Annotated in this window: 12 protein-coding genes and 1 riboswitch; of the genes, 5 read left to right on the top strand and 7 right to left on the bottom strand. The window is 31.6% G+C overall.

The features are described from left to right. Positions 1 to 126 precede the first annotated feature (126 nt). Positions 127 to 522 (top strand): rubrerythrin family protein, encoded by a 396-nt coding sequence (locus HYG84_RS08520; protein ID WP_212375765.1) that lies wholly within the window; start codon positions 127 to 129, stop codon positions 520 to 522. A 33-nt stretch (positions 523 to 555) separates the two neighbouring features. Here HYG84_RS08520 and HYG84_RS08515 read toward each other — a convergent pair whose 3' ends face one another. The 6 genes from HYG84_RS08515 to brnQ all read right to left on the bottom strand — a co-directional run bounded on the left by HYG84_RS08515 (position 556) and on the right by brnQ (position 9660). After that, complete coding sequence (locus HYG84_RS08515; protein WP_212375762.1) at positions 556 to 1245, bottom strand: TIGR01906 family membrane protein; 690 nt, start codon at positions 1243 to 1245, stop codon at positions 556 to 558. A gap of 157 nt (positions 1246 to 1402) precedes the next feature. Then, positions 1403 to 3370, bottom strand: a complete 1968-nt coding sequence (gene ligA / locus HYG84_RS08510; protein ID WP_212382142.1) for an NAD-dependent DNA ligase LigA — start codon at positions 3368 to 3370, stop codon at positions 1403 to 1405. Between the two features lie 89 nt (positions 3371 to 3459). Beyond that, a complete protein-coding gene (gene pcrA / locus HYG84_RS08505; protein ID WP_249168752.1) occupies positions 3460 to 5610 on the bottom strand; it encodes a DNA helicase PcrA in 2151 nt (716 codons plus the stop codon). Between the two features lie 398 nt (positions 5611 to 6008). Continuing rightward, positions 6009 to 6206: a twin-arginine translocase TatA/TatE family subunit gene (locus HYG84_RS08500; protein ID WP_212375759.1), complete on the bottom strand. Its 198-nt coding sequence runs from the start codon at positions 6204 to 6206 to the stop codon at positions 6009 to 6011. Between the two features lie 554 nt (positions 6207 to 6760). Further along, positions 6761 to 7978, bottom strand: coding sequence for a dicarboxylate/amino acid:cation symporter (locus HYG84_RS08495; RefSeq protein WP_212375756.1), 1218 nt, complete (start codon positions 7976 to 7978; stop codon positions 6761 to 6763). Between the two features lie 374 nt (positions 7979 to 8352). Then, complete coding sequence (gene brnQ, locus HYG84_RS08490) at positions 8353 to 9660, bottom strand: branched-chain amino acid transport system II carrier protein (RefSeq protein ID WP_249168564.1); 1308 nt, start codon at positions 9658 to 9660, stop codon at positions 8353 to 8355. Between the two features lie 396 nt (positions 9661 to 10056). On the opposite strand from brnQ, the gene dapG reads away from it, so the two are divergent. The 4 genes from dapG (at position 10057) to HYG84_RS08470 (ending at position 13836) form a co-directional block, all read left to right on the top strand. Then, positions 10057 to 11280 (top strand): aspartate kinase, encoded by a 1224-nt coding sequence (gene dapG / locus HYG84_RS08485; RefSeq protein WP_212375750.1) that lies wholly within the window; start codon positions 10057 to 10059, stop codon positions 11278 to 11280. A 69-nt stretch (positions 11281 to 11349) separates the two neighbouring features. Then, positions 11350 to 11453: riboswitch (SAM riboswitch) on the top strand. Positions 11454 to 11545: 92 nt separating this feature from the next. Continuing rightward, positions 11546 to 12343, top strand: a complete 798-nt coding sequence (locus HYG84_RS08480) for a methionine ABC transporter ATP-binding protein (RefSeq protein WP_212375747.1) — start codon at positions 11546 to 11548, stop codon at positions 12341 to 12343. Further along, on the top strand, positions 12343 to 12993 hold the full coding sequence (locus HYG84_RS08475; RefSeq protein WP_212375744.1) for a methionine ABC transporter permease: 651 nt from the start codon (positions 12343 to 12345) through the stop codon (positions 12991 to 12993). The genes HYG84_RS08480 and HYG84_RS08475 overlap by 1 nt, the downstream gene beginning before the upstream one ends. Before the next feature lie 6 nt (positions 12994 to 12999). Further along, the gene (locus tag HYG84_RS08470; protein ID WP_212375741.1) at positions 13000 to 13836 is read left to right on the top strand and encodes a MetQ/NlpA family ABC transporter substrate-binding protein; all 837 of its coding nucleotides are present in this window, start codon (positions 13000 to 13002) and stop codon (positions 13834 to 13836) included. A 67-nt stretch (positions 13837 to 13903) separates the two neighbouring features. On the opposite strand, the gene HYG84_RS08465 is transcribed toward HYG84_RS08470, so the two are convergent. Next, positions 13904 to 14695 carry a methyl-accepting chemotaxis protein gene (locus tag HYG84_RS08465; RefSeq protein ID WP_212375738.1) on the bottom strand — a complete coding sequence of 264 codons (792 nt, stop codon included), beginning with the start codon at positions 14693 to 14695 and terminating at the stop codon, positions 13904 to 13906. Between the last annotated feature and the right edge of the window lie 24 nt (positions 14696 to 14719).

Below are 14719 nucleotides of genomic sequence, written 5' to 3'. Positions count from 1 at the left end.
TATATATAATTTGAAATATTTTTACCACCGTTCATAATATTCCTAGTTAGTTTTTCTCTACTATTTTAAGTTAATTCTTAATATGTTAGAATGAACTAGATAATGATTTTTTGGGGGTGTTTATTAGTGGATATTAAAGGAAGTAAAACAGAAAAAAACCTGTGGACAGCCTTTTCTGGTGAAAGTCAGGCAAGAAATAAATATATATATTTTGCTAAGGTAGCTGAAAATGAAGGATACAATAATGTTGCCTCGGTTTTTGAAAGAACAGCTAATCAAGAAGAAGAACATGCAAGAGTAATTCTTACATTTTTAGATGGTATAAAGGATACAAAATCAAACTTAAAACGATCTATTCAGGCTGAAAACTATGAATCAAATACAATGTATAAAGAATATGAAAAAATTGCATTAGAAGAGGGTTTTATAGAAATAGCAGCTTTTTTTAGAGAAGTAGCCAAAATAGAAAAAGAACATGAAAGAAAACTTTCTCAATTACTTAAAGATATATTAGATAAATAAATTTTAAAATAAAAGTAAAACACAATATGGGACCTAGCTACCATATTGTGTTTTGTTTTTTTTAATAGAATATAATCCTAATAGCCCTAGTATCATTAAAGAACCCACAAAGTATATAATTATCTTAACAGCAGTATCATAGAAAAATGCTTCTGGAACCATTTGTATAAGTACATCTGTATTTGGATTTAATAGCCATAGATCATTGGTAAAGAATATAAGATGGAAATAGGTAAAGTATTTATAAAAATCAATTGCCATTAATATTAATAGAGTGGCTAAAATGACTATATTACAAATTGCAGTATATAGCAAAGTTTTAGAAAGACCCTTTTTCCAATGCTTATCATTTCTAATAATAAAAAAAGAAATTATAATTATTAAAGGAATACTAATATTACGAATAAGCCTTCCCTTCATAAAAAGCTCTTTAACATCTATCATATGAAGCTTTTCTCTATTTCCAAATACTTCTCTTTCCTCGCCCTTAACAACTGCCCTAGTATCTAATTCATCTCTGTCATCCTTTAAGTATTTTAACAGATCATCTATTGTATGTTCAAGGTTTTCCATATCCATACTTGTAGCTTCTGTAATGTTATATTTATCAAAGGATTTTCTGTAGTGCGTTAAATTAAACGCAACAATTTCTATAGAAGTAAGTAATAATATTATAGATAATAAAATTCCTAAGATAATATAACCTAATTTTTTAAAGAACATCAAGCTATTCACCTCTTTTTAGCATTATCCTCTGTTTTTCATTATTAATTATATCATCTTTTTTAAATTGCTATTATCTATATTTACTAACAGAGTACAGTTTTTATGATGATCCATATTATAAAGTAAACAAAGGCTAATTGATTCCTTAATGTCGTTAAATTATTTCCTCAAATTCTTTTTCAGAAATAATTTTTAAATTAGTATCTACTCCAGATTCGATAATTTCTCTAGCCTTATCTAACTTAGATCCCGCTACCTCGCCAGCCAATACAAAATCTGTATTTTTACTAACGCTACTGGCCACTTTAGCCCCTAGTTTTTCAAGTAGTTCCTTAATTTCTTTACGTCCATATTTCTCTAGTGTTCCCGTAACTACAACTGTCTTACCCGAAAAAATACTTTCTTTCTTTTCTACTTCTTCATATTTAGGACTAACTCCTTCACCCAATAGCTTTTCTATACTCTTTTTAATCTCTTCATCATGGAAGAAATCAATTATACTTTGTGCAACTATATCCCCAACATCTGGCAGGGTTATAAGCTCATCAAACTTAGATTCTTCTATAGCCTTAAAAGACTTGTAATGTTTTGCCAGGTCCATTGCCGTTTTTCTACCTACATTAGGAATACCTAGAGCAAATATAAAGGCATCTAGTTTACAACTCTTACTATTTTCAATTGCATCTAAAAGATTTCGGGCTTTTTTATCTCCAAAACGTGATAATTTAATTAAGTCCTCATATTTAATCTCATATAAATCTGCAATATCTCTTAAATCTAGCTCTTCAAAAAGCTGTTCTGCTGTTTTTTCACTAAAGCCTATTATATCCATAGCATCTCGGCTGGCATAATGAACAATTCTAGACACTAACTGAGGTTTACAGGATAGTGAATTAGGACAGAAAATATGTGCTCCCTTTTCAACCACTTCACTATGACATGCAGGGCAGTATTCAGGTCTTTCAATATCTACTGCATTTTCACAGGTTTCTTCAATAGAACCCATTATTTCTGGTATTACATCGTTTGATCTTCTAAGCCAAACATCACAGCCTATTTTAACTCCTTTACGCTGAATATCATCCCAGTTGTTTAATGTTGCACGACTAACAGTAACCCCACCGATATCTACTGCCTCTAAAACTGCTGAGGGTGTTAATTTTCCCGTTCTACCCACCTGCCAAATTACATCTTTTAGCTGAGTTGTAACTTCTTCTGCTTCAAATTTAAAAGCCATAGCCCAACGTGGAAATTTCTGCGTATAACCTAATTGTCTTCTAGTTTCTATACTATTAATCTTAATAACTAATCCATCCGTTAAAAAGTCAAAATTCTTTAGTTCTTCTTTGATAATATTAATTTCATCTATAACATCATTAATATTATCAAACTTCTTTACATATTTACTCACAGGGAATCTATTATTCTTTAAAAAGTCTATTATTTCCATATGAGTATTAAACTCTATTCCCTCATAGTAGCCAACATTATAGCAAAATGCATCTAACTTTCTTGTTGCTGTTACCTTAGGATCAAGATTTCTAAGGGCTCCTGCCGCCGCATTTCTAGCATTCTTCAAAGGCTCTGGTGCTATTTTATTATATTCCTCAAGTACAGAAAGACCCATTAGTCCTTCTCCTTGTGCTTCAATTTTTTCTTTATATGGTATTGTAAGAGGGATAGATTTTATTGTTTTTACCTGCTCTAAAATACCTTCACCAACAATACCATTACCTCGAGTGGCAGCCTGCACTAGCTGTCCACCTTCATATGTAAGGTTTAATGTCAGTCCATCAAACTTGAACTCCATAACATATTCTATAGGTAATAGACTGTTTTGAAGCAATCTTTTTACTCTAATATCCCAGGCAATTAGCTCTTCTGGTGTTTTACATTTATCTAAGCTCCATAATGGTGCTAAATGTTCATGGGTTTTAAAGCCTTTTAATACTTCTCCCCCTACTCTAATAGTTGGTGAATCTGGAAGTATTGTATCTGTTTTTTTCTCTAAGGCTACTAATTGATCATAAAGTTCATCATATTCCTTATCACTAACTACAGGGTCATCCAAAACATAATATCGATAACTATACTCGTTTAACTTATCTACTAGCTTTCTCATTTCATCCAATAGACTCGCTCCTTCACACTATTTTAAAAACTTATCTCATAGCTGAGAGTTCTAAAACTCCATTTAAATTGAGTCTTAGTTTATCCTATTATTTCCATTTGAATAAAAGTCGATGCAATCTTTTTAATACCTGCATTTGGAAAAGCTATGGTAAGCATTTCTCCTGCAACAGAAACTACTGTTCCTACGCCAAATTTAGGATGCTTAATTCTATTTCCTGCCTTTACTTGTTTTAGGTCAACACTACTTATAGTCTCTTTCTTTTGATGCATCATAGCCCCAGTAAATAGTGGAGAAGTTTGCATCTCTCTTAAATCCTTCTTCCTGTTATAAGGCTTATCCATATGAATAAGTTCCTCTGGAATTTCACCTAAAAATCTTGAAATTGCATTTGCGCTAGTTCTTCCATATAATGTTCTAGTCATAGCATGGCTCATATATAGTTTTTCCCTAGCTCTTGTAATACCTACATAGCATAATCTTCTTTCTTCTTCTTCATTATTTTCTTGCAAAGACATAGATGATGGAAATATTCCTTCCTCCATACCTGGTATGAAAACTACTGGAAACTCTAATCCCTTAGCACTGTGCAGTGTCATTAAAACTACTGTATTTTCCTCATCATCGTCTCCGTCCATAGTAGTTTCAAGAGATGTTCTTGCTAAAAATTCCTCTAGAGTTTTTACTTCTGCATTTTCATCAAAGTCCTTTGTTAAAGATAAAAACTCCTGAAGGTTTTCGATCCTACTTTCTGCCTCTACCTTATCTTCTGCCATTAAGGCTTCTATATAACCAGTACCTTCATATATTTCCTTTACTATATCTGTAACTGTCATTTCATCACGTTTTTCTCTTAGTGACATTATAAGGTTCGTAAACTTACCTGTCTGGACTTTAACTCTAGTAGATTGATCTGCCATCTTATCTACATCTAAAAGCGCACTAAAAAAGTTTTCTCCCCTTACATCTGCATATTCATCAAATTTGTCTATACTTTTAAGACCAATCCCTCTTTTAGGTACATTTATAATTCGCTTAACACTTACATCATCTACCGGATTTTCAATAGTTCGTAGATAAGCCAAAATATCTTTAATTTCCTTACGATCATAGAAACGAGTACCACTGTAAATTTTATATGGTATTCCCTTCTTCATTAGCATTTCCTCTATTGCACGAGATTGAGCATTAGTACGATAGAGTACTGCAAACTGTGAGTATGGCCTATTTTCTTCATCATTAAGCTTCTCAATAGTAGATGCTATAAAACTTGATTCGTCATATTCGTTATTTGCACGATAATATTGTATAATTTCTCCGTCTTTATTATCTGTCCACAATTTTTTTGATTTTCTATCTGTATTATTGGCTACTACCATATTAGCAGCATCTAAAATACTTTTTGTTGAACGGTAGTTTTGTTCTAGCTTAACAACCTGAGTGTTTGGAAAGTCCTTTTCAAATCCTAAAATATTTCTTATATCCGCACCTCTCCAGCCATATATGGACTGGTCATCATCCCCAACTACACATAGATTTCCATGACTTCTAGCTAATAAACTAATTAAAGTATATTGAGCCATATTAGTATCTTGAAACTCATCTACTAATATGTACTTAAACTTGTTTTGATAGTAATGTAAAACTGTAGGGTTAGTTTGAAAAAGTTGTACAGTTTTCATAATTAGATCATCAAAATCTAGAGCATTATTACTTCTTAGTCTATCTTGGTACATTTTATATAGTTCAGCAACCTTCTGATTTTTAAAATCATTTCCAAACTCAGATAAGTACTCTGCTGGACCAATTAACTGATCCTTAGCTCTTCCTATTTCACTTAAAACCATTCTAGGCTGGAACATTTTTTCATCTAAATTTAGCTTCTTTAGACATTCCTTCATAACAACCTGTTGATCTGTAGTATCATAAATAACAAAATTTTTCTCGTAACCAAGCTTATCTATTTCCATACGCAAAATACGTACGCAGGAAGAGTGAAAGGTACTTACCCATAAGTCCCTATAGTAGTCTCCTAATAAATCTTCTACCCTTTCCTTCATTTCCTTTGCTGCTTTATTAGTAAATGTAATTGCTAAAATATTATAAGGCGATACCCCTTTTTCCTCTACTAAATAGGCTATACGATGTGTAAGTACCCTTGTCTTTCCAGAACCAGCTCCGGCCAATACCAATACAGGACCTTCAGTAGTAAGTACAGCTTTTTTTTGCATTGTATTTAAATGATTATATCTAGATTCACTTTTATGTCCTAAACCCGAATTTTCTATTAATATACCTTCATTAACCATAGCTATTTCACCCTTCATATATACTTGAGAAAATTACATAATTAAGAACAAAATTTCTAATATGATACTTCCTCAATTATTTCTTTTCTAAAATAGTATACCATATTTAAGTATTAAATTTGAAAATGAGTTTGATGTAAGTAAAATAAATATAATTTCTATAAATCTTGTTTATACTATTTAGAGCATAAAAAGAGCAACTCTTAAAGTTGCCCTCGGATTATCGATTAAAAAAATCTAACGTAGAATGATATGTTTAGAAAGGAGGAAAAGAAATCTCAATTAATTTTAAAGCCCTAGATATACCTAGGGCTTTAAAATTAGTTTTCTTTATCTTTCTTGTCTTCTACATCTACACTTTCTTTAACATCTTCTGTAATTCTGTTAGCATGTGATTTAAACTCATTTAACCCTTTACCCATTGCCTTACCAAGTTCTGGCAGCTTTGCAGGTCCAAATATAACTAGGGCTATTCCAAGTATTAAAATAAGCTCTGTAGTACCTAATCTTCCAAACATAAAAACACCTCCCTACCAAATTTTACTACAAAACCTAGTAATTTTTGTAGTGTATGCTTACTATTATGGTAATAATTTTAGCTTTGCAAGTTCTTCCGCTACATCTTCCATGCTAACTTTTCTAAAGTAGCTCCAATGAATGCTTCTGTTTTTTCACGTTTTAAAAATTTTTTTACACATCCATTTTGTTTGTTTGTATTTTTTTGTTAAAAAATTAACTTTTTATTTCTGGATATCTTTATTTTTTTATGATAATACAAGTTCCTATTTAAATAATAACATATATCTACACAAAGTAACAGTATTTAATGTTATTATTTTAGCCTTTTGAAAATTTTCTTTATATAGTACATAGTATACCCATAATCCATATATTTTTTAGATCCCATTATCATTCTTTTATTTCCTTTGAAAATTTAATTTTTGTTTCTGCTATTTATCGCTTTTTTAATAATAATATATCTTTATAAATAACAAAAGAAAGAGATAAAGACTCTTTCTTTTTGTTATCACGATATATGATTTATATATAATAATTAAAGTTTATACTTCATTTATACTATACTAGAACAAGGCACATCTATTTCATTTTCAGATGCAGCTACTACAACTGCAGCCGAAGTGTCCCCAACAACATTTACACAAGTTCTTGCCATATCTAAAACTCTATCGATACCAGCTATTAGAGCAATACCCTCCAGTGGTAATCCTACAGAGTTAAGAACTATCGTTAGCATAATCATTCCAGCTCCAGGTACTCCTGCGGTACCAATTGAGCCTAATGTAGCAGTAAGAACTATTGTTACTAACTGAGGCATAGTCAAAGTAATCCCATATGCTTGAGCAACAAATAAGGCACAAACTCCTTGATAGAGTGCAGTTCCATCCATATTTATTGTAGCACCAAGTGGAAGAACAAAACTTGCTATTTTATCAGATACTCCAAGGTTTTCTTTAACAGATTTTATAGTTATAGGCAATGTTCCTGAACTACTACTTGTTGTAAAAGCTGTAACAGCAGCTGGCATAACCCCTTTGAAGAAAGTAATAGGATTCATTTTACCAAGCAATTTTACTGCTGGTGCATATACAACTAATGCATGTACTATACATCCTATATAAACGGCGGCAATTACTTTAATAAGTGGTAGTAAAACCGCTGGACCGTTGCTAGCTACAACTGGTGCCATAAGACCAAACACGCCATAAGGTGCGAGTTCCATAATAAAAGCTGTTATCTTATACATAATTTCAGCTAGACTATCAAAGAAATTAAGAAATGGTCTTCCTTTTTCTTCTGGTAAACTTGTTAAACCTATTCCAAGAAATAATGCAAATGTTATAATTTGTAGCATATTTCCTTCTACTAAACCTTTCAGCGGATTTGAAGGTATAATATTAAGAAAAGTATCTACAAGTGATGGTGCTTCTTGCTGAGCCACTTCAACTCCTACTGGTATAGTAAGCCCAGCCCCTGGCTGAAGTACTCCTCCTAAAAACAACCCTATAACTATGGCAATAGCAGTTGTTAATAAGTAATATACCATAGTTTTACCACCTATTCTTCCTAAAGTTTTTGCATCTCCTGTACTTGCAGCCCCTACTATTAGAGATGAAAAAACAAGCGGTACTATAATCATTTTAATAAGGTTTAAAAATAATGTTCCTATTGGAGCAACAAAGGTTTTTATTAGTTCAGGACTTCCAGTAAATAATAGGCCAACAATAATACCAGCTAATAAACCTAATAAGATTTTTGTTGTTAATTTCAATTAAACTCCCTCCTTTAAATTTAATCTCTTAATTACATTTAACATATTGTATTATTATCAAAATTATGATTGTATTTAGAATAATTAAAATATTAATCAAGTGATATTGTACTTATTCATAATTTTTATTATTATATCATAATATATTGACTTTGTGCAATAATACAAATCAACATATTCATTTTTTTGAAAAAGATCGTTTAATGTTATTATATCATTCCTGTTCTAGTTGATCACTGGTCAAATTTTTCCACCCCTCTGCTTTCTTAAAACCATTAATGATCATAAAAATATACTTTATCTTATAAAAAATAATAATGATGACAGCACTTAATGTGGCTATCACCATTATATATTTTTACTATACAGTTATATTATTTCTCTGTATAAGCTTGTCCACTTAAAAGTTCTGATGCTTTAAAGAAAACCATTAACAATATTCCCACTACAATAGTAGGTACTACCCAAGCAAAACCTTGATCTGCTAACGGTAGAGCTGCTAACACTTTCTTTGCACCTGGTATTGCAACATTGTATCCTACAAGGACTTCTAACACACTAACTACTAATGCAGTATATACAACACCAGAATATATTGCTTTATGTTGTATATATTTATCTAAGAATGTAATCATTATTAGTGCAATAACAACAGGATAAAGAACAACCAATAGTGGAACAGCTAAACTAGTAATTTGATCTACCCCAGCATTAGATATTACCATACTAATTATTGCCGTCAAAATACAGACCAACTTATAGCTTAACTTGTTTTTAGTTAATTTACTGAAGTATTCTCCTGTTGCAGCTGTTAATCCAATAGAGGTTGTTAGACATGCAAGTCCTACAGCTATTCCTAATAGTATTTTACCAAAGTTACCAAGTATGCTTTCTGTTATTCCAATTATTAATTGAGCTCTAGATATATCAGTTGGAAAACTTGTAGCTGTTGCACCAAGGTAAGCTAACCCTCCATAAATAACTCCGAGTCCAATAGTAGCAACTATACCTGCCTTAATAGTTAAGCTAGATACATCCCTAGGATTTTTATATCCCTTAGCCATAATAGATCCTACAATAATAGACCCTAATACTGTAGATGCTAAAGCATCCATAGTTTGATATCCTTCTTTAAATCCTGTAGCAAACGGTGTAGCTATTTGACTTGCTCCTATTGTACCTATAGGTGAGATAATACCTTTAATAATAATCACTAGTAAAGTTATAAATAATGCCGGTGTCAGTATCTTACCTATATTATCAATTAATGAACTTGGTCTTAATACAAAAAATAGAACTATTGCAAAATAAATTATTGAAAATATTACACTATTCATATTTGGAAAGAATGGGAGTATTCCCATTTCAAAAGTAGTGGCACTAGTTCTTGGAATAGCTAAAAATGGACCTATTGCCAATGTAACTATTATAGTTATTACAACTCCAAAGCTTTGATTTACCCTTGAACCTAACACCTCTAAATTTCCACCAAACTTAGCTACTGCAATAATTCCTACCAGTGGTAATCCTACACCTGTTAAAAGAAATCCTACGATTGAAGAAATTACCTGAGTTCCTGTCTGTTGCCCTAATGATGGAGGAAATATTAAGTTACCCGCCCCAAAAAACATTGCAAATAGTGCAAAACCTACAACCAAGATATCTTGCCTCTTATTATTCATCATCTCGTCTCCTTTGTTAAACAATTCTCAATCTTATGTTTATTAGATTTTGTATAAAATCATTATATCATCAATTTTCCTATGTTTAAAGACATTATAAAATAATCAAAAAAGGAAAAATTGTTAGAATTTTAATATCCTTCCCAATATATTTTTAAATCTGTAAACATATATAATTTTGAAAAAAGCAAAAACTTTGTTATATTTTTAACTTTCTTAATCTTATTTATTGAGTAATAAGTATTTATATTATGAAATCATAATATAATTGTGCTTTTTGTGATAAGTTTTTTCTATTTTATTTACTTAAATTGAAAGATAAACATTTATATTCCTCTAGCATAATGTAATGTATGATTGAATGTTTATGAAATTTGAAAATCAGAGGTGTTGTTTATGAAAATAGTAGTCCAAAAATTTGGAGGAACATCATTATCTACTAAAGATAGAAGAGCAATGGTAATAAGCAAAATACTAAAATGTAAAGAAGCAGGCAAATCTGTTGTAGTAGTTCTTTCTGCAATGGGCAGAAAAGGAGAACCTTATGCAACTGATACTTTAAAGGATTTAATATCCTCTACTTGCCCGGGACACAGTCTAAAAACCCTAGATTTACTAATGTCCTGTGGAGAAATAATATCTTCATCAATAATAGGTGCACAATTAGAAGCAATGGGAGAAAAAGTTGTGATACTTACAGGTCCCCAAGCTGGTATTTTGACCGACTCTGTTTTTGGTAATGCAGAAATTCTAGCTATAGACAACAAGCAAATACTTTCGCATCTTAGTAATGGTGCTATAGTAATAGTCACAGGATTTCAAGGTGCTACTGAGCTAGGTGAGATTACAACATTAGGTCGTGGCGGTAGTGATACAACAGCCGCTGCCTTAGGGGTTGCACTTAATGCAGAGAGTGTAGATATCTATACAGATGTTGATGGCATTATGACTGCTGATCCTAATATTGTTCCTAATGCAAAAATTATAGATGAAATTAATTATGAAGAAGTATTTCAAATGGCAGACAAAGGTGCTCAAGTTATCCATCCTAGAGCTGTAGAAATCTCAAAAAAAGGAAATATTACCATAAAAATTAAAAATACAATGTCATCTCACCCAGGAACTAAAGTTCATTATTATACACATACAGGCAAAGAACTATACTCCACTCGACCTAATAAGGAAAAACTATTGACAGCAATTACAAGCAAAAATCGTATTTCTCAAGTTTCTATTACCATGGATGATAATTTACAAGGTGATAGCATATTATTTTCCTCTTTAGCTGATGCTAATATAAGTATCGATATGATAAATTTTTTTATAGATAAAAAAGTTTTTACTATAGATGAAAACCAAATAGATTTAACGAAAAGATTAATGGATAGATTTCAATTCAAATATAATATTTTAAATGCCTGTAGCAAGGTTACAATTATTGGTAGTAGAATTACTGGTATTCCTGGTGTAATGGCAACTGTAGTTACAGCCCTATCTAAAGAAAATATTAGAATACTGCAAAGTTCAGATTCTCATGCTACTATTTCCTGCCTAATCAAAGAAGAGGATACAAATAAGGCTGTAAACCTACTACATGATGCTTTTAATTTAAATCAATAATTTTTAAAAAGCACTTGACATTAATTAAAAAGGGCACTATAATAAATTTTAAATTGAATAACACGAAAACTCTTATCCAGAGAGGTGGAGGGACTGGCCCGATGAAACCCGGCAACCACGACTTTAGTCGAAGGTGCTAATTCCAGCAACACAGTTGTGTTGGGAGATGAGAGAGGAAGTCTAATTTTATTATGTTTATTAGTTAACCTCTTTCATTTTGAAAGAGGTTTTTTATTTCTTTAAAATACTTTTATGAGGTGATTTTATGATAAGTCTAAACAGCATTACAAAGATATATGAGGCTAAGGAAGGTAATGTTTTAGCTATTAAGGATATTTCTTTAAATATCAAAAAGGGTGAAATATACGGGATAATGGGAGTTAGTGGTGCTGGAAAGTCTACACTTATTCGTTGTATAAATTTGTTAGAGGAACCAACTTCGGGTGAAGTATGGGTTAATAATGTTAATTTAACCAATCTACCTACATCTCTGCTTAGAGAGGAAAGAAAGAATATAGGTATGATTTTTCAACACTACAATCTATTAAGTAGCAGAAATGTTTTTGATAATATAGCATATCCCTTAGAATTAGCTGGTGTCAAAAAACAAGAGCGAAACAAACGAATAGAGGAATTGCTTAATTTGGTAGATCTTGCCGATAAGAAAAACCATTATCCGTCTCAGCTTAGCGGTGGTCAAAGGCAACGTATAGCAATAGCTAGAGCACTTGCCACAAATCCACAAATACTTTTAAGTGATGAGTCTACTTCTGCCCTAGACCCAATTACTAGTAGAAGCATTCTAGAATTATTAAAGGAAATAAATGAAAGATTAGGTGTGACTATAGTGTTAATAACCCATCAAATGGAAGTTATAGAGCAAATATGTCATAGAGTTGCAGTATTACAAGACGGAAGTATAGTGGAGGAAGGCCCTGTAAACAAAGTGTTTTCATCTCCACAAAATCCATATACAAGGCTTTTATTAGATAAAGATGATAGTAATACCCATATTAAAGAATCTATTAAATTATTTAAAACAAAAAAGGTAGGTGTTTTATAGTGTCAAGACTTATTACATTAATTGTACCTGCATTTAAAGAAACCCTTTTTATGGTTTCAATTACAACGTTATTTGCAGTATTAATAGGTACCCCTATTGGAGTTTTGTTAGTTTCTACAAGAAAAAAACACATTTTAGAAAATAATATTTTACATCAAACCCTTTCTTATATAGTAAACTTTGGGCGTTCTTTCCCATTTATTATATTAATGATTTCTATTATACCCTTTACTAGACTAATAGTTGGTACATCTATAGGCACAAAGGCAGCTATAGTGCCTTTGACAGTAGCCACTATACCATTCTATGCAAGGGTTATCGAAAATGCATTACTAGAAGTTAATTGGGGAATTATTGAAGCATCTCAGGCAATGGGTGCTACCCCTATTCAAATAATATTTAAGGTTTTAATTCCAGAGAGCATGCCAGCTATTGTTTTAGGTATTACAATTACCCTTGTTAACGTTATAGGGTATTCCGCCATGGCAGGAGCAGTAGGAGGAGGTGGACTAGGAGATTTAGCAATTAGGTATGGCTATCATAGATTTGATAAAGAAATTATGGTTTGGACCGTATTACTATTGATAGTAATAGTTCAAATCATACAATTTAGCGGCAACTTTATATCAAAACAAATTAATAGGAGGTAATTGAAAATGAAAAAAAATATTGTACTATCTATTGTAGGGATTATTATTTTATCTTTAATACTAAGTAGCTGTGGAAAAGCTCCAACTAACAATACTGCTTCAAATAACGAAGAAGGAACTATAGCTAATGTATTAAATGTTGGTGCCACCCCCGAACCCCATGCAGGAATATTAAAAATTGTTCAACCTATACTAGAAAAAGAGGGCGTTGAACTTAAAATTGTAGAATTTACTGACTATGTGCTTCCAAATTTAGCCCTTAACGACAAAGAAATCGACGCTAACTTTTTTCAACACGCTCCTTACATGGAGTCCTTTGTTAATAGCCACAATATTAAACTAGAAGCAGCCACTAAAGTTCATGTCGAGCCTCTAGGACTCTACTCTAAAAAGTTAGATAAAATTGAAGATCTTAAGGATGGAGCTAAAATTGCAATTCCTAATGACCCTACTAATGGAGGTAGAGCTTTACTTCTTCTTGAGAAATATGGAATTATTAAATTAGACGAAAATGCAGGTTTAGAAGCAACAGAAAATGATATTATTGATAATCCAAAAAACCTATCTTTCATTGCTCTAGATGCTCCACAACTACCAGTATCTTTAGGTGATACAGATGCTGCAATTATAAATACCAATTATGCTTTAGAAGCTAATTTAAATCCTCTTAATGATGCATTAATTTTGGAAGATGAGGATTCTCCTTATGCCAACATATTGGCCATTAGGGCAGAAAGTGCTAATGATGAAAACATACAGAAACTAGTAAAGGCGCTTAACTCACCTGAAGTAAAGAACTTTATCAATGAAAAATATAAGGGTGCAATTATTCCTGCATTTTAGGTAACTTAAATAAAAAAATGATGGTATAGTATATCATCATTTTTTTATTTATTTACACCCTATTTTATTATTTTAAAGAAGCAGCGAGCTCTGCAACTGCTGTTTGTAATTCTGCTCCCATTTGATGTTGGTTTTGAGATATAGTATTAAGCTGCTCAATTTCCGTATTAATAGAAAATACTTCGTCACTAATCTTGCTTAATATTTCTGCTATTTTCTTTGTAAAGTCTTCACTATTAGTTGCAAGTTTTTGTACCTCTTTAGCAACAATAGAAAATCCTCTTCCATGTTCTCCAGCTCTAGCAGCTTCAATGGACGCATTTAACCCTAAAATATTTGTCTGTTGAGTAATTTTATTCATAAATTGAATAATCTTGTCTGTCTCTTTTACATGCTGTATAGTTCTATCTGCAAAGTCATTTAATGTATTACTAAGTGTAGTAGTTTGAGAAATACTCTCATGCATTTTCATTACACTACTTGATGTTACATTACTAATATTTCTTATTTCGTTCATTTGCATTTCCAATTGGCTAGTAAGCTCTTCCTCATTGCCTACAAGAATGGTCATTAATTTAGCTGCTTGACTACGAATAATTTCTGCATTATGAACATTGTGCATATTAATTTCATCAGCTACCTTGTTACTTCCAGTTACTTCGATAATTAAGTCAACTCTTTTTGATAGTATTTCTTGAATACTGTCAGTATGATATACTCCTAAATTTTTCGCCAGTTGAATTCCAGGAGCATTTTCATCTATGTCTACTATCCCAGCAATTTCAATTTCCTGCATTCTCATAAGAGTACTTAAAATCGAACGTCCTCCTTGACCACCGCCAATAATTGCTATTCTCATAACTTTCTCCCCCATATTTTATAT

The sequence above is a fragment of the Alkaliphilus sp. B6464 genome (assembly GCF_018141165.1).
Lineage (GTDB): Bacteria > Bacillota > Clostridia > Peptostreptococcales > Natronincolaceae > Alkaliphilus_B.
This window is presented reverse-complemented; position numbering and strand designations above follow the sequence as displayed.